The sequence below is a fragment of the Cryobacterium sp. Sr8 genome, assembly GCF_004403225.1.
Lineage (GTDB): Bacteria > Actinomycetota > Actinomycetes > Actinomycetales > Microbacteriaceae > Cryobacterium > Cryobacterium psychrotolerans.
In genome coordinates, this window is record NZ_SOHO01000014.1 from 16,375 (window position 1) to 35,400 (window position 19,026).

The 19,026-nt window shown below is 65.7% G+C and carries 17 protein-coding genes; 13 read left to right on the forward strand and 4 right to left on the reverse strand.

Going from position 1 to position 19,026, the window contains the following annotated elements:
* Nucleotides 1-56: 56 nt before the first annotated feature.
* Together E3T54_RS01560 and E3T54_RS01565 are read right to left on the reverse strand one after the other, a co-directional pair.
* A complete protein-coding gene (locus E3T54_RS01560; protein WP_241976999.1) occupies nucleotides 57-707 on the reverse strand; it encodes a DUF305 domain-containing protein in 651 nt (216 codons plus the stop codon).
* A gap of 10 nt (nucleotides 708-717) precedes the next feature.
* Nucleotides 718-1,413 (reverse strand): DUF3105 domain-containing protein, encoded by a 696-nt coding sequence (locus E3T54_RS01565; protein WP_241977000.1) that lies wholly within the window; start codon nucleotides 1,411-1,413, stop codon nucleotides 718-720.
* Between the two features lie 215 nt (nucleotides 1,414-1,628).
* On the opposite strand from E3T54_RS01565, the gene E3T54_RS01570 reads away from it, so the two are divergent.
* From E3T54_RS01570 to nrdF, 13 genes are all read left to right on the forward strand, one after another.
* Nucleotides 1,629-2,990, forward strand: a complete 1,362-nt coding sequence (locus tag E3T54_RS01570; protein WP_134474273.1) for a cystathionine beta-synthase — start codon at nucleotides 1,629-1,631, stop codon at nucleotides 2,988-2,990.
* Between the two features lie 18 nt (nucleotides 2,991-3,008).
* Entirely contained in the window at nucleotides 3,009-4,163 is a 1,155-nt protein-coding gene (locus tag E3T54_RS01575) for a cystathionine gamma-synthase (protein WP_092324620.1), read from the forward strand.
* 184 nt (nucleotides 4,164-4,347) lie between these two features.
* Entirely contained in the window at nucleotides 4,348-5,367 is a 1,020-nt protein-coding gene (locus E3T54_RS01580) for a LacI family DNA-binding transcriptional regulator (RefSeq protein WP_134474274.1), read from the forward strand.
* A gap of 182 nt (nucleotides 5,368-5,549) precedes the next feature.
* The gene (araB, locus tag E3T54_RS01585) at nucleotides 5,550-7,265 is read left to right on the forward strand and encodes a ribulokinase (RefSeq protein ID WP_134474275.1); all 1,716 of its coding nucleotides are present in this window, start codon (nucleotides 5,550-5,552) and stop codon (nucleotides 7,263-7,265) included.
* Complete coding sequence (locus E3T54_RS01590) at nucleotides 7,262-7,972, forward strand: L-ribulose-5-phosphate 4-epimerase (protein WP_134474276.1); 711 nt, start codon at nucleotides 7,262-7,264, stop codon at nucleotides 7,970-7,972. Before araB ends, E3T54_RS01590 begins: the two co-directional genes overlap by 4 nt.
* A complete protein-coding gene (gene araA / locus E3T54_RS01595; RefSeq protein ID WP_134474277.1) occupies nucleotides 7,972-9,489 on the forward strand; it encodes an L-arabinose isomerase in 1,518 nt (505 codons plus the stop codon). The genes E3T54_RS01590 and araA overlap by 1 nt, the downstream gene beginning before the upstream one ends.
* A 113-nt stretch (nucleotides 9,490-9,602) precedes the next feature.
* Nucleotides 9,603-10,679: a multiple monosaccharide ABC transporter substrate-binding protein gene (gene chvE, locus E3T54_RS01600; RefSeq protein ID WP_134474312.1), complete on the forward strand. Its 1,077-nt coding sequence runs from the start codon at nucleotides 9,603-9,605 to the stop codon at nucleotides 10,677-10,679.
* Nucleotides 10,680-10,804: 125 nt separating this feature from the next.
* Entirely contained in the window at nucleotides 10,805-12,334 is a 1,530-nt protein-coding gene (gene mmsA / locus E3T54_RS01605; protein WP_092324628.1) for a multiple monosaccharide ABC transporter ATP-binding protein, read from the forward strand.
* Nucleotides 12,335-12,361: 27 nt separating this feature from the next.
* Nucleotides 12,362-13,585 carry a multiple monosaccharide ABC transporter permease gene (gene mmsB, locus E3T54_RS01610; RefSeq protein WP_092324629.1) on the forward strand — a complete coding sequence of 408 codons (1,224 nt, stop codon included), beginning with the start codon at nucleotides 12,362-12,364 and terminating at the stop codon, nucleotides 13,583-13,585.
* Nucleotides 13,586-13,923: 338 nt separating this feature from the next.
* The gene (nrdH, locus tag E3T54_RS01615; RefSeq protein ID WP_092324631.1) at nucleotides 13,924-14,157 is read left to right on the forward strand and encodes a glutaredoxin-like protein NrdH; all 234 of its coding nucleotides are present in this window, start codon (nucleotides 13,924-13,926) and stop codon (nucleotides 14,155-14,157) included.
* A gap of 48 nt (nucleotides 14,158-14,205) precedes the next feature.
* Nucleotides 14,206-14,610 carry a class Ib ribonucleoside-diphosphate reductase assembly flavoprotein NrdI gene (gene nrdI / locus E3T54_RS01620; RefSeq protein ID WP_092324632.1) on the forward strand — a complete coding sequence of 135 codons (405 nt, stop codon included), beginning with the start codon at nucleotides 14,206-14,208 and terminating at the stop codon, nucleotides 14,608-14,610.
* Between the two features lie 32 nt (nucleotides 14,611-14,642).
* Nucleotides 14,643-16,748 (forward strand): class 1b ribonucleoside-diphosphate reductase subunit alpha, encoded by a 2,106-nt coding sequence (gene nrdE / locus E3T54_RS01625; RefSeq protein WP_134474313.1) that lies wholly within the window; start codon nucleotides 14,643-14,645, stop codon nucleotides 16,746-16,748.
* 99 nt (nucleotides 16,749-16,847) lie between these two features.
* Complete coding sequence (gene nrdF, locus E3T54_RS01630; protein ID WP_092324634.1) at nucleotides 16,848-17,822, forward strand: class 1b ribonucleoside-diphosphate reductase subunit beta; 975 nt, start codon at nucleotides 16,848-16,850, stop codon at nucleotides 17,820-17,822.
* Here the strand turns inward: nrdF and E3T54_RS01635 are convergent.
* Together E3T54_RS01635 and E3T54_RS01640 are read right to left on the reverse strand one after the other, a co-directional pair.
* Nucleotides 17,819-18,238, reverse strand: a complete 420-nt coding sequence (locus E3T54_RS01635; RefSeq protein ID WP_134474278.1) for a DUF1801 domain-containing protein — start codon at nucleotides 18,236-18,238, stop codon at nucleotides 17,819-17,821. The two genes, nrdF and E3T54_RS01635, sit on opposite strands and share 4 nt — an antisense overlap.
* A gap of 155 nt (nucleotides 18,239-18,393) precedes the next feature.
* The gene (locus E3T54_RS01640) at nucleotides 18,394-18,840 is read right to left on the reverse strand and encodes a VOC family protein (protein ID WP_134474279.1); all 447 of its coding nucleotides are present in this window, start codon (nucleotides 18,838-18,840) and stop codon (nucleotides 18,394-18,396) included.
* Nucleotides 18,841-19,026 lie beyond the last annotated feature (186 nt).

Sequence of the window (19,026 nt, forward strand, 5' to 3'; positions counted from 1 at the left end):
GTCGCCACGAAGGTACTTTTTCCGCAACTCAACCAGGGTGGCGCGCGAGAGCCCGGCTAGGCGCGGGCGGCGAGCATGCTCGTCATGAGCTCGATCTCGGAGTTCTGGCTGGTGACCACGGCCTGCGCGAACGACCGCACCGGCCCGTTGTCGCTGCGGTCGAGCACACCCTCGGCCATCTCGACCGCCCCCTGGTGGTGAGCGATCATCAGGGTCAGGAAGATCCGTTCGGCCTGCGTCCCGGATGCCGCGGTCAGCTCGGCGACCTGGGCGTCGGTGGCCAGCCCCGGCATGGCCTGGCCCTCGCCCGCCGCCGCCGAATGACCGTGCTCCTCGCCGGAGCGGCCCGCGCGGGTCATCCACATCATCGCCGGCTCGCGGCCGGCCTGGGGCAGGCCCCACTGGGTGAGCCAGCCGAAGAGCTGGCCGGACTGCTGCGCCTGGGTCGCGGCGATGTCGTAGGCGAGCAGGCGCACAGCCGGGTCATCCGTGCGGTCGCGCACGACCAGCGCCAGCTGGACGCCCTGGTTGTGGTGCACCTGCATATCGCGGGCGAATCCGGCCTCCGCGCTGGTGCCGGAGGGCGGGGCGTCGGCGAGCGTGCTCAGCCGGCCGAGCGAGAACGAGGCGATCCCGACGACGGCGGCGATCGCGACGACGGCGAGGATCACGGCAACGCGTGCGGGAAGACCCGGGATCCGAGGCACCGGAGTCGGCCTAGGAGACCTTGCCGGGGGCATCGATTCCCCCGGTGCACGGTGCTCCGATCTCCGGGGCGAGGCCGCCCTGCCAGTACTCCTCGAAGAACGCGGGGATGCGCTTGTCCGAGGCCGAGTCGAGCTGCAGCTGTGCATTCCAGCCGCTGAGCACGATCGGCGAGGGCAGGTCGTCAGCGGGGGAGAGCACGACGAAGGTGGAGGGCACCTGCAGCCGGAGCGACTCGAGCTCGGCCTTGCTGATCGTGGGGTCGTAGGTCACCCAGATCGCGCCGTGCTCGAGCGCGTGCACCGCATTCTCGTTGGGGACCGGCTCCGTGTAGACGGCGCAGTTCAACCAGGTCGCGCTGTGCTCTCCGCCGGTGGGCGGGGTCTCCGGGTAGTCAACCGGCGTTTCCACGTGCCCGGCGGGATTCTTGAACGTCTCCACGCCCTCGATCGAGGCGCCCTCGCTGCCCGGCTTGTACGTCGCATCCGGGGCCTTCTGCGGAGTCATGACCACGGACAGGACCACGATCGTGATGACCGCGAGGGCCGCGGCGATTCCGGCGATGAGCCAGATCCGGCGCCGGCGGGCGCTCCGCTTCTGCTGCCGGTGGTACTCCTCGAGCTTCTTCGCACGCTGCGCGGCACGCTGCTGCTTGACGCTCGCGGCGCTGGCGTTCGGCGGCGTGGCGGACGGTGGTGCAGGGGTCACGATGGGCCTCTCTCGGTGGACTTCAATTCTATCCGAACGCATCCGCTCGCCCTCTGGGCTGCCTTCGGGGTCTCTCACAGCCACTTCACAGTCTGGTGGCTGCCTTCGGCCGTCAAGAGAACGTCAATAGAATGGGACCGTGTTCGACTGGGCGTCGTGCCCGTGCTGCCTTCCGGAGCCAGACTGCCCGGCGTTGCCCCACGACGAAGGGTCCCATGAAAATCGCAGACACCGTTCTTGACCTGATCGGCAACACCCCGCTGGTGAAGCTGCACAAGGTCACGGACGGCATTGCCGCCACGGTGCTCGTCAAGCTCGAATACCTGAACCCCGGGGGCTCCGCCAAGGACCGCATCGCGGTGCGCATCATTGATGCGGCCGAGCGCGACGGGCGCTTGTTGCCGGGCGGAACGATCGTCGAACCCACGTCCGGGAACACCGGCGTCGGCCTCGCCCTCGTCGCCCAGCAGCGCGGCTACAGGTGCGTCTTCGTGCTGCCGGACAAGGTCGGCGAGGACAAACGCAATGTGCTCACGGCCTACGGCGCCGAGATCGTCGTCACGCCGACATCCGTCGCCCCCGACCACCCCGACTCCTACTACAGCGTCTCCGACCGGCTCGCGCGGGAGATCCCCGGTGCCTTCAAGCCCAACCAGTACGCCAACCCGAACGGCCCGCTCAGCCACTACGAGACCACCGGCCCTGAGATCTGGCGCGACACCGACGGCACGGTGACCCATTTCGTCGCCGGCGTCGGCACCGGCGGCACCATCACCGGAACCGGGCGTTACCTGCGCGAGGTGTCGGATGACCGCGTGCGGATCATCGGCGCCGACCCGGAGGGCTCCGTCTACTCCGGCGGCACCGGCCGGCCGTACCTCGTCGAGGGCGTCGGCGAGGACTTCTGGCCGGCGGCCTACGATCCCACCGTCGTGCACGAGGTCATCGCCGTGTCCGACGCCGACTCCTTCGCCATGACCCGCAGGCTCGCCCTCGAAGAGGGCATCCTGGTCGGCGGGTCGAGCGGCATGGCCGTCGTCGCCGCGCTGCGGGCAGCGAAATCCCTCACCGCAGACGACGTCGTCGTCGTGCTCCTGCCCGACGGCGGCCGCGGCTACCTGGGCAAGATCTTCAACGACGGCTGGATGCGCAGCTACGGTTTCAGCAACGCGCCGGCCGGGCACACCGTCGGCAACCTGCTCACCTCCAAGGCGGGCACGCCCGCGTTCGTCTACGTGCGCCCGAGCGACACCGTGCACGACGCGATCCAGGCGATGACCTCGTCCAGCGTCTCCCAGCTGCTGGTGCTGGCCACCAAGCCCCCGGTCGTCATGGGCGAAGTCGTCGGTGCGCTGGACGAGCGGCGCCTGATGGACCTCGTCTTCTCCGGTGAAGCCAAACTCACCGACAAGGTCAGTGCGGTCGTGGGCGATCCGCTGCCCCTGATCGGCGTCCAGGAGCCGGTCGCGGCCGCTCGGGCCGCGTTCGCGCACAACGACGCACTGCTCGTCACCGACGGCGGCAAACCGCTGGGCGTCATCACCCGCCACGATCTGCTCACCTACCTGAGCGCTTAGACAGAGAGAAGAATCCCCATGGCCAGGAAGCACAAATTCGACACCGTCGCCATCCACGCCGGGCAGGCGTTCGACCCGACGACAGGCGCGGTCATCCCGCCGATCTACCAGACCTCGACCTTCGTGCAGGAGAGCATCGGCGAACTCCGCGGCGGCTATGAATACAGCCGCGGCGGAAACCCCACCCGCACCGCGCTGGAGACCCTGCTCGCAGCCCTCGAGGGCGGCAAGCACGGACTCTCCTTCGCCAGCGGCCTCGCCGCGGAAGACACCCTGTTGCGGGCGATCCTCTCACCCGGCGACCACATCGTGCTCGGCAACGACGTCTACGGCGGCACGCACCGGCTGATCGAGCGCGTGCACGGTCCGTGGGGCGTGCGCAACACCACCGTGGAAATGTCCGACCTGCGCGCGGTCGAGCAGGCGATCATCCCGGGGGAGACCAAGGTGCTCTGGGTCGAGACGCCCAGCAACCCGCTGATGAAGATCAGCGACATCGCCGAGCTGGCCGACATCGGCCATCGCGCCGGTCTCGTCGTCGTCGTCGACAACACGTTCGCCTCGCCCGCCCTGCAGCACCCGCTGGCGCACGGCGCCGATGTTGTCGTGCACTCGACGACGAAGTACCTGGGCGGCCACTCCGATGTGCTCGGCGGCGCGCTCATCATCAACGACGACGAACTGGCCGAGAAGGCCAGGTTCCTGCAGTTCGCGGCTGGCCCGGTCTCCGCCCCGCTCGACGCCTGGCTCACCATCCGCGGAATCAAGACGCTGTCCGTGCGGATGGACCGCCACTGCAGCAACGCGCAGGCGATCGCCGAACACCTGGACAGGCATCCCGCGATCAGCGCCGTCTACTACCCCGGCCTGCCCGGCCACCCCGGCCACGAACTGGCCAAACAGCAGATGAGCGGCTTCGGCGGGATGATCTCGATCGCCTTCGCCGGCGGCGCGAAGGCGGCGCGCAAGTTCGCCGAGTCGATGACGCTGTTCCAGCTGGCCGAGTCCCTCGGCGGCGTGGAGTCGCTCGTGAACTACCCGTCCGAGATGACGCATGCCTCGGTACGCGGCACAGCCCTCGAGGTGCCCGACAACGTCGTGCGACTGTCCGTCGGTATCGAGGACATCGCCGACCTGATCGACGACCTGGACCGCGCCCTGCCCCGCAAATAGCGGCTCTGCCAGGAAGGCGCCGTCGGCCCGGCGGCCGGCGCGCCTCGGGGAGCATATGCCCGCGGCGGCATCCGACGAATTCGCCGCGCTGTCGGCGGAATAATTCATGTGACCGTCACATTCGCCGTGCATAATTGACGTGCGCTCACAGTTGTGACCGTGCACATGCGAGCAAGGTATCTCCGTGACCGTCGAATTGCCCAAGGGGCGTCCGCCCAGCATCCGGGATGTCGCGCGCCTCTCCGGCGTCTCGCACCAGACCGTCTCGCGGGTGCTCAACAACCATCCGAGCATCAAAGCGTCCACAAAGGCGCGTGTGCTGCAGGTCATGGAGGAACTCCAGTACCGGCCGAACCGTGCCGCCCGCGCGCTGTCCCGGGGGCGGTCGCGCACGATCGGCATCCTGTCGGCGTCGAGCGATCAGTACGGCCCCGCCAGCAGCATCGCCGCGATCCAGAACGCGGCCCGGGAGGCCGGATACTACGTCAACACCGCCAATCTCGTCTCGGGTGACCGGGCGTCGATCGAGGAGGCACTGAACCACCTGATGCTCCAGGCCGTGGAGGGGATCGTGGTCATCGCGCCCCAGGTGCGGGTCTTCGACGTGCTCGAGCAGCTGTCGATCGACGTTCCGTATGTGACGCTCCAGTCCACCGGGCGGCTGGACGACCATGCCCTCTCGGTCGACCAGATCGCCGGCGCGCGGCTCGCCACCCGCCATCTGATCGACCTCGGCCACCGCAACATCTACCACCTGGCCGGCCCGCAGGACTGGATCGAGGCCGAGGCGCGGATGCGCGGATTCCTCGACGAGATGGGAGCCAGGGACGTGCCCACCACCGCGCCGATCCTCGGCGACTGGACCGCCGACTTCGGGTACCACGCCGGCCGGGAGTTGTTGCGGGTGCGCGACTTCACGGCGATCTTCTCGTCGAACGACCAGATGGCCCTGGGCCTGATTCACGCGGCCCGCGAGGCCGGCCTGGACGTGCCGGGGGACCTGAGCGTCGTCGGCTTCGACGACATTCCCGAGGCGGCGCATTTCTGGCCGCCCCTCACCACGGTGCGCCAGGATTTCCCCGAACTGGGCCGGCGCTGCATCGCCCTGCTCCTCCGCAGCCTCGGCGGCGAAGCCGAGGGCTACCCCGGAACCATCGTGCCGGAGCTCATCGTGCGCGCCTCCACCGCGCCGCCGTCTTTCTAGGACCGTCTCCCCGCGCATCCGGGCGTTCGTCGAGGGCGGAAGCCGGGCGTTACCAAAACGATATGTTTCGGGGTTGACAGGCAAATCATGGTGTCGGCTAAAGTGACAAGATCAAATGTGACCGTTCACATTGGACCGCAACATTGCCGCATCAGCAGCACCGCAGACAAGGGAGTCGATTCGTGAGCACGACCGTCGCGCAGCCAGACGCTGTTCTTCCAGCAGGCGACGAGTCGTACGTCCTGGGGGTCGACTACGGAACGCTGTCCGGTCGCGCGGTCGTGGTGCGGGTCTCCGACGGAGCCGAACTGGGCTCCGCCACGCTCGACTACGCGCACGCGGTCATGGACACGACCCTCGCCGCCACGGGCGCCGCGCTCCCGCCCGAGTGGGCGTTGCAGGTGCCCCAGGACTACGTCGACGTGCTCAAGACCGCCGTGCCCGCCGCGGTGGCCAACGCCGGAATCGACCCCGCCCGGGTCATCGGCATCGGCACCGACTTCACCGCCTGCACGATGGTGCCGGTGCTCGCCGACGGCACCCCGCTCTGCGAGCTGCCGGAGTACGCCGGCCGTCCGCACGCCTACGTCAAGCTGTGGAAGCACCACTCGGCGCAGCCGCAGGCCGACCGGATCAACGACCTCGCGGCCCTGCGCGGCGAGGGCTGGCTGCCGCGCTACGGCGGCCTCATCTCCAGCGAGTGGGAATTCGCCAAGGGCCTCGAGCTCCTCGAAGAAGATCCCGAGCTGTACAACCGGATGGACCACTGGGTCGAAGCCGCCGACTGGATCGTCTGGCAGCTGACCGGCACCTACGTGCGCAACGCCTGCACCGCCGGCTACAAGGGCATCCTGCAGGACGGCGCCTACCCGAGCGAGGACTTCCTCGGCGCGCTGAACCCGGACTTCGCCCGGTTCGCCAACGACAAGGTCGCGCATGAGGTCGGCCAGCTCGGCGATGCCGCCGGCACGCTCTCGGCGGAGGCGGCCGCCTGGACGGGGCTGCCGGCGGGAATTGCCGTCGCGGTCGGCAACGTCGACGCACACGTCACCGGCCCGGCCGCACAGGCCGTCGAACCCGGCCAGATGGTGGCCATCATGGGCACGTCGACCTGCCACGTCATGAACTCCGACCACCTCACCGAGGTGCCCGGCATGTGCGGCGTCGTCGACGGCGGCATCGTCTCCGGCCTCTACGGCTACGAGGCCGGCCAGTCCGGCGTGGGCGACATCTTCGCCTGGTACGTGGGCAACCAGGTGCCAGCCCGGTACTTCACCGAAGCCGCGGCAGCGGGCCTGAGCGTGCACCAGTACCTCACCGATTTGATCAAGGACCAGCCCATCGGCGGCCACGGCCTGGTCGCCCTCGACTGGCACAGCGGCAACCGTTCGGTGCTCGTCGACCACGAACTCTCCGGCCTGGTCATCGGCACGACGCTGACCACGCGGACCGAGGAAATCTACCGGGCCCTGCTCGAGGCCACCGCGTTCGGCACCCGCGTGATCGTCGAGACCTTCAACGCCAGCGCCGTGCCGGTGACCGAGTTCATCGTCGCCGGCGGGCTGCTGAAGAACGCGTTCCTGATGCAGACCTACAGCGACATCCTCCGCCTGCCGATCTCGACCATCGCCAGCGAACAGGGCCCCGCGCTCGGCTCGGCCATCCATGCCGCCGCCGCGGCCGGTGCGTACCCGGATGTGCGCGCGGCCGGCAAGGCGATGGGCAAGCTCAACAAGAACGTCTATACCCCGAACGAAGAATCCTCCCTGGCCTACGATAAGCTGTTCGCCGAATACTCGCTGCTGCACGACTATTTCGGGCGCGGCACGAACAACGTCATGCACCGGCTCAAGGCGCTCAAGCGCGAGGCCGCCACCACGACGGAGGCATCGGCATGAGCACCTACGGCCCGCAGATCGAGGTGGCGATCGCCCGCGTGCGTGCGGACGTCGCCCGCCTGCACTCCGAACTCACCCGCTACGGGCTGGTCGTCTCGACCGGCGGCAACGTCTCCGGCCGCGTGCCGGGCGCCGACCTGTTCGTGATCAAGCCGAGCGGCGTCGACTACGCCGATCTCGCGCCCGAGAACATGATCCTCTGCGGCCTGGATGGAGTCGTCATCCCGGACACTCCCGGCGCCGAACGATCGCCGTCCAGCGACACCGCCGCGCACGCATACGTCTACCGGAATATGGCGGATGTCGGTGGTGTCGTGCACACGCACTCCACCTACGCGACCGCCTGGGCCGCCCGCGGCGAGTCGATCCCGTGCGTGATCACGGCCATGGCCGACGAGTTCGGCGGGGACATCCCGGTGGGCCCGTTCGCGATCATCGGCGACGACTCGATCGGCCGCGGGATCGTCGGGGTGCTCACCGGCCACCGCTCCCGCGCGGTCCTGATGCAGAACCACGGCCCGTTCACGATCGGCAAGGACGCCAGGGACGCCGTCAAGGCCGCCGTCATGGTCGAGGATGTCGCCCGCACGGTGCACATCGCCCGCCAGGCCGGGGAACTCATCCCGCTCCCGCAGGCCGCCATCGACACGCTCTTCGACCGGTACCAGAACGTCTACGGACAAGCACCGCAGGGAGCAATTCTCTAATGCCAGCACTCTCCACCACCCTGGATCACTACGAGGTCTGGTTCCTCACCGGCAGCCAGAACCTCTACGGCGAGGAGACCCTGCGCCAGGTGGCCGATCAGTCCCAGGCCATCGCCGCAGCCCTCGGCGCGAGCAGCGACATCCCGGTGAAGGTCGTCTGGAAGCCCGTGCTCAAGGACTCCGAGTCGATCCGCCGCGCCGCGCTCGACGCCAACGCGTCCGACCACGTCATCGGGCTCATCGCCTGGATGCACACCTTCTCGCCCGCGAAGATGTGGATCGCCGGGCTCGACGCCCTGCGGAAGCCGCTGCTGCACCTGCACACGCAGGCCAACGTCGAGCTGCCGTGGGCGGAGATCGACTTCGACTTCATGAACCTGAACCAGGCCGCGCACGGCGACCGCGAGTTCGGCTACATCCAGACCCGGCTGGGTGTCGCGCGCAAGACCGTGGTGGGCCACGTGTCCAACCCGGTCGTCAGCGCGAGCATCGGCACCTGGACCCGCGCGGCCGCCGGCTGGGCGGCATCCCGCACGATGAAGCTTGCCCGGTTCGGCGACAACATGCGCTACGTCGCGGTCACCGAGGGCGACAAAACCGAGGCCGAACTGCGGTTCGGCGTGCAGGTGAACACCTGGCCGGTCAACGAGCTTGCCGAGGCGGTCCACTCCGCCTCCGACGCCGACATCGACGCCCTCGTCGCCGAGTACGAGGACCTCTACGACGTCGTCCCCGAGCTCCGCAGCGGCGGCGGCCGGCACGACTCCCTGCGCTACGGCGCCGCGATCGAACTGGGCCTCAAGTCCTTCCTCGAGGCCGGCGGATTCAGCGCCTTCACGACGAACTTTGAGGACCTCGGCGCCCTCCGCCAGCTGCCCGGCCTGGCCGTGCAGCGCCTGATGGCGCAGGGCTACGGGTTCGGTGCGGAAGGCGACTGGAAGACCGCCATTCTCGTGCGCGTCGCCAACGTGATGGGCTCCGGCCTGCCCGGCGGCGCCAGTCTGATGGAGGACTACACCTACGACCTCACCCCGGATTCCGAGCTCATCCTCGGCGCACACATGCTCGAGGTCAGCCCGTCGCTGACCACCTCGCGGGCCAGCCTGGAGATCCACCCGCTCGGCATCGGCGGCAAGGAGGACCCGGTCCGCCTGGTCTTCAACGCCGACCCGGGACCCGCCGTGGTCGTGGCCATGTCCGACATGCGCGACCGGTTCCGGCTCGTGGCCAACGTCGTCGAGGTCGTCGAACCGACCGAGGCGCTGCCGAACCTCCCGGTCGGCCGTGCGGTCTGGCGCCCGGAGCCCGACTTCCAGACATCCGCCGCCGCCTGGCTCACCGCCGGCGCGGCCCACCACACCGTCATGTCGACCGCCGTCGGCATCGAGGTGTTCCACGATTTCGCCGAGATCGCTCGCACCGAGCTTCTCGTGATCGATAAAGCCACCACCCTGCGCGATTTCACGCGCGAGGTGCGTTGGAACCAGGCCTACTACCGACTGGCACAAGGCCTGTAATCCCACCTCCCGCACCACCTCACGCACATTTGACATCAATGTCGATCAAATAAAAAACGAAAGGAAACACAGTGAAGAAGAAAGCACTCTTCGCAATCGTGGCCGCTGGCGCCATGGTTGTCTCGCTGGCTGCCTGCTCCCCCGGGACCGACGGAGGCTCCGGCGAGGGCGACGGCGGTCTCATCGGCGTCGCGATGCCGACCAAGAGCTCCGAGCGGTGGATCGCTGACGGCAACGCCGTCAAGAGCCAGCTCGAAGAACAGGGCTTCAAGGTCGACCTCCAGTACGCGGAGGACGACATCCCCACTCAGGTCTCGCAGATCGAGAACATGATCACCAAGGGCGCGGAAGCCCTGATCATCGCCTCGATCGACGGCACCACGCTCACGAGCGTGCTGCAGGATGCCGCCGACGCGGACATCCCCGTCATCGCGTACGACCGCCTCATCCGCGACACCGAGAACGTCAACTACTACGCCTCGTTCGACAACTTCAAGGTCGGCCAGCAGCAGGCAACCTCGCTGCTGAACGGACTTGGCCTCACCGACCTCGAGGGCAAGGCTGCCGCCGACGCTCCCAAGGGCCCGTTCAACATCGAGCTGTTCGCCGGCTCGCTGGATGACAACAACGCCTTCTTCTTCTTCGACGGCGCCATGGACGTGCTCCAGCCGCTGATCGACGACAAGACCCTCGTCGTGAAGAGCAAGCAGACCAAGATCGAACAGGTTGCCACGCTCCGCTGGGACGGCGAAACCGCGCAGAGCCGCATGGAGGACATCCTGACCTCCACGTACTCCGACGGTTCCAAGGTCAACGCGGTGCTGTCGCCCTATGACGGCATCTCGCGCGGTATCATCTCCGCACTCGAGGGCGCGGGATACTCGACCGGAGCCGAATGGCCGATCATCTCGGGCCAGGACGCCGAGCTCGACTCGGTCAAGGCCATCAACGGCGGCGAGCAGTACAGCACCATCTTCAAGGACACGCGCAAGCTCGCTTCCGTGGCCGTGGACATGGCTGTTGCCCTGCTGAACGGCGACAAGCCCGAGGTCAACAACACCAAGGACTACGACAACGGCAAGAAGGTCGTCGACTCGTACCTGCTCGACTCGCAGATCGTGGTGAAGGACAACGTCAACAAGGTCCTGGTTGATTCCGGCTACTGGACCGAGAAGGAAATCAACGGCTAACAACTTCGGATCGCTCGGAGTAGTCGAGTGCATTCCGGCCGGTGGGGGAGTAGTTTTGCATCACCCACCGGCCGGACGGCACGACCAGGCAAGGAAGCAGAACGGCGAATGAAGAAGGTACTGACGTGACCACCAACATCCTTGAGATGCGCAGCATCACAAAGACCTTCCCGGGCGTGAAGGCGCTGTCGACGGTGACGCTGGACGTCGCACGCGGCGAGGTCCACGCCATCTGCGGGGAAAACGGGGCCGGCAAGTCGACGCTGATGAAGGTGCTCAGCGGTGTGTACCCGCACGGTACCTACGACGGCGACATCGTCTTCGAAGACGAGGTGGTCCAGTTCAAGGACATCCGGGACTCGGAGGCCAAGGGAATCGTCATCATTCACCAGGAGCTGGCACTCAGCCCCTACCTCTCCATCGCGGAGAACATCTTTCTCAACAACGAACAGAAGGGCGCGCTGGGCCTCATCGATTGGGACAAGACCAATCACGAGGCTGCCACGCTGCTCGCCCGGGTGGGCCTACGGGAGAACCCGACCACCCGGATCATGGACATCGGCGTCGGCAAGCAGCAGCTCGTCGAGATCGCCAAGGCCCTGTCCAAGCGGGTCAAGCTCCTCATCCTGGACGAGCCGACGGCGGCCCTCAACGACGAGGACTCCGACCACCTGCTGGACCTGATCCTGCACCTCAAGGGCCAGGGAATCACGTCGATCATCATCAGCCACAAGCTCAACGAGATCAAGAAGGTCTCCGACGCGGTCACGATCATTCGAGACGGGAAGGCCATCGAGACGATTGCCAAGACCGACGTCACGGAAGAACGCATCATCAAGGACATGGTCGGCCGCGACCTCGAGCACCGCTACCCCGACCACACGCCGCACATCGGCGAGGAGATCCTCCGCGTCGAGGACTGGACGGCATACCACCCCCAGGATACCTCGCGCCTGGTCGTCGATGCGGTGAACCTCAACGTGCGCGCCGGGGAAATCGTGGGAATCGCCGGGCTGATGGGGGCGGGGCGCACCGAGTTCGCCATGAGCCTGTTCGGCCAGTCCTACGGCAGCAAGATCACCGGCCGGGTGTTCAAGCACGGCAAGGAGATCAAAACGCGGACGGTGTCCGAAGCCATCGACAACGGCATCGCGTACGCCACCGAGGACCGCAAGACCTACGGCCTGAACCTCATCGAAGACATCAAGCGGAACATCTCGATGGCGTCGCTGAAGAAGCTCGAGAAAGCGGGCCTCGTGAACGACAACGAGGAATACCGGGTGGCCAACGAGTACCGCACGAGCATGAACATCAAGGCCCCGAACGTGCTCGTCAAGACCGGCAAGCTCTCCGGCGGCAACCAGCAGAAGGTCGTTCTCTCCAAGTGGATCTATTCCGACCCGGATGTCCTGATCCTCGACGAGCCCACCCGAGGGATCGACGTCGGCGCGAAGTACGAGATCTACACGATCATCAACAAGCTCGCCGCCCAGGGCAAGGGCGTCATCGTCATCTCGTCCGAGCTGCCGGAACTGCTCGGCATCAGCGACCGGATCTACACGATTTCCGAGGGCCGGATCACGGGGGAGTTCCCGATCAAGGAAGCCACCCCGGAGACCCTCATCAAGCACATGACCATGGAAAAGGCCCGCTAGCGTCGGCGCTGCGGAAGAGGAGAAACAATGAGTGATCTCGACACCAAGCCGGCAGCGGACACCAAGCCGGCCGTTGCACGGGCGGCCTCGCGGCTGACCCACGTCATCGCCGACCTGGGCAAGAACGGCATCTTCATCGCCCTGATCCTGGTGGTGCTGCTGTTCGCCTTCCTGACCGATGGCATTCTGCTTCGGCCGCAGAACATCTCCAACCTGATCGTGCAGAACGGGTACATCCTCGTGCTCGCCGTCGGCATGGTCATGGTGATCATCGCGGGCCACATCGACCTCTCGGTCGGTTCCGTTGCCGCCTTCGTGGGTGCCTGCTCGGGTGTCTTCGCGGTGCACTGGGGTCTGCCGTGGTGGCTGTCGATCATCCTCTCGCTCGGCATCGGCGCCCTGGTCGGCGTGTGGCAGGGGTTCTGGATCGCGTACGTGGGCATTCCCGCATTCATCGTGACCCTGGCCGGCATGCTCATCTTCCGCGGACTCGCCCTCGTCGTGCTGGGCAACTCGAACATCGGGTCGTTCCCGAGCGAATATCGGGCACTCGGAAACGGATTCCTCACCGACCTGTTCGGCGAATACGAGCTTGATCCGCTCACCCTCGGCATCGCCGCGCTGGCCATCCTCGCCCTCATCACACAGCAGGTTCGCACGCGAATCGGCCGTCAGAAGTACAGCCAGGAGGTCGAGCCGCTGGCCTGGTTCATCGTCAAGCTTGCGCTCATCACGCTGGCCATCGGCTTCTTCGCGTACGCCCTGGCCGCGTACAAGGGTGTACCGGTGACCCTGATCGTGCTGGCCGTGCTGGTCATGGTCTACGGCACGGTGATGACGCGCACGGTCTTCGGCCGCCACATCTACGCCATCGGCGGCAACCGTCACGCGGCGGAGCTGTCCGGCATCAAGACTCGCAAGGTCGACTTCTACCTGTTCGTGAACATGGGGACCCTGGCCGCCCTGGCCGGCCTGATCTTCACGGCGCGGTTGAACCTGGCCGGCCCGAAGGCCGGTGACGGCTTCGAACTGGAGGCCATTTCGGCCGCGTTCATCGGCGGGGCCGCCGTCACCGGCGGCGTCGGCACCATCGGCGGGGCCATCATCGGTGGCCTGATCATCGGTGTGCTGAACAACGGCATGTCGATCCTCGGCATCGGCATCGAATGGCAGCAGGCCGTCAAGGGCCTGGTGCTCCTCCTCGCGGTCGCCTTCGACGTGTACAACAAGCGACGGGCGGGCGGCCACTGACGCGCGGCATCCGTTGTGCGCTGGGCCCCGGTCGTCTTCGGATGCCGGGGCCTTTCGCATGCCGCCGCGACACGCCGCCGCGCATTCCACAGGCAAACCGGCCACCCCCTTTCGGGCCTGTGGATAACTCCCTGCGGCACCGCGGAAACTGGCTCAACCGGGCCGGGCGAGGCTGTGTAGAACCGGTGGAATGTCGGTGGATAACCACATAATTGTAATTACTGCATGTAGTGGCCGTGCCCGGACACAATCACTAGATGTAGTATTGAAGCATCGGTTCGGCGCATATGCCGAACACCCAAATCCACACCTTGTGAGCAATGAGAGAGGCCCCAGCGATGGCAATTACGGTCTACACCAAGCCTTCCTGCGTGCAGTGCACGGCGACATACCGTGCCCTGGACAACAAGGGCATCGAGTACGAGATCTTCGACCTGTCGGTCGACGAGAAGGCACTCGAAGCGGTCAAGGCCCTGGGCTACCTGCAGGCCCCCGTCGTCATCACCGACGAGGACCACTGGTCCGGTTTCCGCCCGGACAAGATCAACGAGCTGGCAGCACGCATCGCGTAGTTTCCACACGTCCGTCCGACCAGCTCCCGACCACCGAGGGGGTGCCCAATGACTGAGCTCGTCTATTTCTCCAGCACGTCCGGCAACACTCGCCGGTTCGTGGAGAAGCTCGGCCTTCCCGCGGCACGCATCCCTCTCTATGCCAGGGACGAGCCGCTGAAGGTCGACGAACCCTATGTGCTCTGCATCCCGACCTACGGCGGGGGCGGCCAGGGGGGAGCAGTCCCCAAACAGGTGATCCGGTTTCTCAATGATGAGAAGAACCGCTCGCTAATCCGCGGCGTCATCAGCGCCGGCAACACGAATTTCGGCGAGGCGTACTGCCTCGCCGGGGACATCATCGCCGAGAAGTGCCAGGTGCCCCACCTGTATCGATTTGAAGTATTCGGAACGCCGGATGATGTGCGCATCGTCCACGAAGGATTGGAATCATTTTGGAAGCAACAGCCGTGAAGTCGCAGCTCTCCCCGTCTGTCGGCGCGGAGATGGATTACCACTCCCTCAATGCCATGCTCAACCTGTACGGCCCGAACGGGGAAATCCAGTTCGAGAAGGACCGTGAAGCGGCGCGGGAGTACTTCCTGCAGCACGTCAACCAGAACACGGTTTTCTTCCACAGCCTGCGCGAACGCCTCGACTACCTGGTCGAGAAGGAGTACTACGAACAGGCCGTGCTCGACATGTACACGTTCGAGTTCATCACGAAGCTCAACGACCTGGCCTACTCGAAGAAGTTCCGCTTCCAGACCTTCCTCGGTGCGTTCAAGTACTACACCTCGTACACGCTGAAGACCTTCGACGGCAAGCGTTACCTCGAGCGCTTCGAGGACCGCGTCGTGATGACATCCCTCGGCCTCGCCCAGGGCGACGAGAAGCTCGCGGTGTCCCTCGTCGAGGAGATCATCGCCGGGCGGTTCCAGCCGGCCACCCCGACCTTCCTCAACTCGGGCAAGGCGCAGCGCGGTGAACTCGTTTCCTGTTTCCTGCTGCGCATCGAAGACAACATGGAGTCGATCTCCCGCGCCATCAACTCCTCGCTGCAGCTGTCCAAGCGCGGCGGTGGCGTCGCGCTGCTCCTCACGAACATCCGTGAGGCCGGAGCGCCGATCAAGCAGATCGAGAACCAGTCAAGCGGCATCATCCCCGTGATGAAGCTGCTCGAAGACTCCTTCAGCTATGCCAACCAGCTCGGCGCCCGCCAGGGTGCCGGCGCGGTCTACCTGCACGCGCACCACCCCGACATCATGCGCTTCCTCGACACCAAGCGTGAGAACGCCGACGAGAAGATCCGCATCAAGACGCTCTCCCTCGGCGTTGTCGTGCCCGACATCACCTTCGAGCTCGCAAAGAAGGACGAGGACATGTACCTGTTCTCGCCCTACGACGTCGAGCGCGTCTACGGCGTGCCGTTCGCGGACATCTCGGTCAGCGAGAAGTATCACGAGATGGTCGACGACCCGCGCATCAAGAAGTCGAAGATGAAGGCCCGCGACTTCTTCCAGACGCTCGCGGAGATCCAGTTCGAGTCCGGCTACCCGTACATCATGTTCGAGGACACGGTCAACGCTGCGAACCCGATCAAGGGCCGCATCAACATGTCGAACCTGTGCTCGGAGATCCTCCAGGTCGCCACCCCGACGACCTACAACGAGGACCTGTCGTACGACAAGATCGGCAAGGACATCTCCTGCAACCTCGGGTCGATGAACATCGCCCTGTCGATGGATTCGCCCGACTTCGGCCAGACGGTCGAGACCGCGATCCGCGGCCTCAACTCGGTGTCGGAGCAGAGCCACATCTCCTCGGTCCGTTCGATCGAAGACGGCAACGACAAGTCGCACGCGATCGGCCTCGGCCAGATGAACCTGCACGGCTACCTCGCCCGTGAGCGCATCTTCTACGGCAGCGAAGAGGGCATCGACTTCACCAACATCTACTTCTACACGGTGGTGTTCCACGCGCTGCGTGCCTCGAACAAGCTGGCCATCGAGCGCGGGCGTGCCTTCGACGGTTTCGAAGACTCGACCTACGCATCCGGTGCCTTCTTCGACAAGTACACCGACCAGGCCTGGACGCCGGCGACCCCGCGGGTCTCCGAACTGTTCGAGACCTCCGGCGTTGCGATCCCGACCCAGGCCGACTGGGCCGAGCTGAAGGCGTCGATCATGGAGCACGGGATCTACAACCAGAACCTGCAGGCCGTGCCGCCGACCGGGTCGATCTCGTACATCAACAACTCGACCTCGTCGATCCACCCGATCGCCTCCAAGATCGAGATCCGCAAGGAAGGCAAGCTCGGCCGCGTCTACTACCCGGCGCCGTTCCTCACGAACGACAACCTGGACTACTACCAGGACGCCTACGAGATCGGCGCCGAGAGGATCATCGATACCTACGCGGCTGCCACCCAGCACGTCGACCAGGGACTGTCGCTGACGCTCTTCTTCAAGGACACTGCCACCACCCGAGACATCAACAAGGCCCAGATCTACGCCTGGCGCAAGGGCATCAAGACCATCTACTACATCCGTCTCCGCCAGCTCGCGCTGGAAGGGACCGAGGTGGACGGCTGCGTCTCTTGTATGCTTTAAGGCTGCAGCCTTAACGGATGCACCGGTGGTCGAGCTTGTCGAGACCACGAATGCCGATCTCGACAAGCTCGATTTACGAACCACTGAAGGAAGAAACCCATGATTGACAAGCTCAAGCTGGTCTCCCACGTTGACGCGATCAACTGGAACAAGATCGAGGACGAAAAGGACGTCGAGGTCTGGAACCGCCTCGTCAACAACTTCTGGCTGCCCGAGAAGATCCCCCTCTCGAACGACGTCCAGTCCTGGAACACGCTCACCCCGATCGAGCAGCAGTTGACCATGCGCGTGTTCACCGGCCTGACCCTGCTCGACACGATCCAGGGCACCGTCGGCGCCGTCTCGCTCATCCCCGACGCGATCACCCCGCACGAGGAAGCCGTCTACACGAACATCGCGTTCATGGAGTCGGTGCACGCGAAGAGCTACTCGTCGATCTTCTCGACGCTGGCTTCCACAAAGGAGATCGACGAAGCGTTCCGCTGGTCGACCGAGAACGTGAACCTGCAGAAGAAGGCCTCCATCGTGATGGAGTACTACCAGGGCGACGACCCCCTCAAGCGCAAGGTCGCCTCGACCCTGCTCGAGTCGTTCCTCTTCTACTCGGGCTTCTACCTGCCGATGTACTGGTCGAGCCGCGCCAAGCTCACCAACACGGCCGACCTCATCCGCCTGATCATCCGGGATGAAGCGGTGCACGGCTACTACATCGGCTACAAGTTTCAGAAGGGTCTCGAACGGGTCTCCCAGGAGCGCCGCGACGAGATCAAGGACTACACGTTCAACTTGATGTTCGAGCTCTACGAGAACGAGATCCAGTACACGCAGGACCTCTACGACGAGGTCGGCCTGACCGAGGACGTCAAGAAGTTCCTGCACTACAACGCCAACAAGGCGCTGATGAACCTCGGCTACGAGCCGATGTTCCCGAAGTCGGTCACCGACGTGAACCCGGCGATCCTGTCGGCCCTGTCACCGAACGCCGACGAGAACCACGACTTCTTCTCCGGGTCGGGCTCCTCGTACGTCATCGGCAAGGCCGTCAACACCGAAGACTCGGACTGGGACTTCTAAGCGGGGTCGTCGCCCCGGGACCAGGCGATCGCGACGAGGCGACGCAGCACGTCGAGGTCGATGTCGTCGAGCGTCTTCACGTAGACGCACCCCGCGCCCTCCGTGTACGCGCCGAGCTGCGGGAGGAGCGCGGCGCCCTCGGGGAGGCCTTTGAGCCCGTAGATCGACAGTTGCGCCTTGCGCGGCGAGAATCCGGTCTTCATCCAGTCGCCGCGCGTGCGGGGATTCGCGGGCGACACGTAGCGATAGCTCCCGTAGCCCACAATCGACGAACCCCACATGACGGGGTCGGCGCCCGTCACCTCGCGGAAGATCGCGTCGAGGGCCTTGCCGTCCTCGCGGCGGCGGGCGGGCGTCGCCGCGTCGAGGAAGTTCTCGACGGAGGAATCCGTCGGCTGGGTCTTGTTTTCGGCCATGGCCTCATTAAAGCGCGTGCACCCCTTGCCCGCTCTGCTTGGTCTGAGATTGAGACTTCCGGTCGAGTTTGCCCGGTGTACCGGTCAAACTCGACCGGAACTGGCCAGGTCGACGCAGGGTGCGCCCATCCGGGCGGATCAGCGAACCGGCACAGTCAGCGAACCGGCACAGTGAGCCGCGAAGTGAAGCGAATGAGGTACCCGTCCGGGTCCTGCACCAGGAACTGGGACACTCCGGCCTCGGTGCTGCCGGTCTGGTACCACTTGTCTTCGGGGGCCATGAAGAGCGGCCAGCCCGATGCCGCGAGGCGTTCGACCAGGGGCGTGATCGCCGGCACCGAGACCTGGAAATTCACGCCGCGGCCCAGGGGCCTTTCGAGGGTGTCGGCGACCCAATTCCGACCGACTCCGATCTGCTCGAGCATGATCTGCGCCGTTCCGTACTGAAGGTAGGCGAAACCCTCCTGCGGACGGTCGTAGAGGATCTCGAAACCGCACAGAGCAACCCAGAAATCCAGGCTCGTGGCGAGATCGGTGATCAGGAGCTCGGGGACGAGGCCAGGGAACGCGGGCGCAGCATCTCCCGATGCGGAGGACACCATGGACGCCATCCTACGGGTGGCTCGCCAGATTGCTGTGCGGTCCAAAAGCCGGACGTCGGCCGTCGCGACCCGGGTGGGCGACGGATGTCCCCACCGCTGGGATTTGCAGAGCTCGCGCTAGGCGGCGGCCGGGCAGGATACGCCGGAAGGCCGGGAACCCCACGGGTTCCCGGCCTTCGGCAGTGT

What these genes read in the sequence shown, in the direction of transcription:
- nrdE (WP_134474313.1), top strand. Translation starts at nt 14,643, where the DNA reads ATGGATTACCACTCCCTCAATGCCATGCTCAACCTGTACGGCCCGAAC.
- E3T54_RS01570 (WP_134474273.1), top strand. Translation starts at nt 1,629, where the DNA reads ATGAAAATCGCAGACACCGTTCTTGACCTGATCGGCAACACCCCGCTG.
- E3T54_RS01575 (WP_092324620.1), top strand. Translation starts at nt 3,009, where the DNA reads ATGGCCAGGAAGCACAAATTCGACACCGTCGCCATCCACGCCGGGCAG.
- E3T54_RS01635 (WP_134474278.1), bottom strand. Translation starts at nt 18,238, where the DNA reads ATGGCCGAAAACAAGACCCAGCCGACGGATTCCTCCGTCGAGAACTTC.
- nrdH (WP_092324631.1), top strand. Translation starts at nt 13,924, where the DNA reads ATGGCAATTACGGTCTACACCAAGCCTTCCTGCGTGCAGTGCACGGCG.
- nrdI (WP_092324632.1), top strand. Translation starts at nt 14,206, where the DNA reads ATGACTGAGCTCGTCTATTTCTCCAGCACGTCCGGCAACACTCGCCGG.
- nrdF (WP_092324634.1), top strand. Translation starts at nt 16,848, where the DNA reads ATGATTGACAAGCTCAAGCTGGTCTCCCACGTTGACGCGATCAACTGG.
- araA (WP_134474277.1), top strand. Translation starts at nt 7,972, where the DNA reads ATGCCAGCACTCTCCACCACCCTGGATCACTACGAGGTCTGGTTCCTC.
- chvE (WP_134474312.1), top strand. Translation starts at nt 9,603, where the DNA reads ATGGTTGTCTCGCTGGCTGCCTGCTCCCCCGGGACCGACGGAGGCTCC.
- mmsB (WP_092324629.1), top strand. Translation starts at nt 12,362, where the DNA reads ATGAGTGATCTCGACACCAAGCCGGCAGCGGACACCAAGCCGGCCGTT.
- E3T54_RS01590 (WP_134474276.1), top strand. Translation starts at nt 7,262, where the DNA reads ATGAGCACCTACGGCCCGCAGATCGAGGTGGCGATCGCCCGCGTGCGT.
- E3T54_RS01640 (WP_134474279.1), bottom strand. Translation starts at nt 18,840, where the DNA reads ATGGTGTCCTCCGCATCGGGAGATGCTGCGCCCGCGTTCCCTGGCCTC.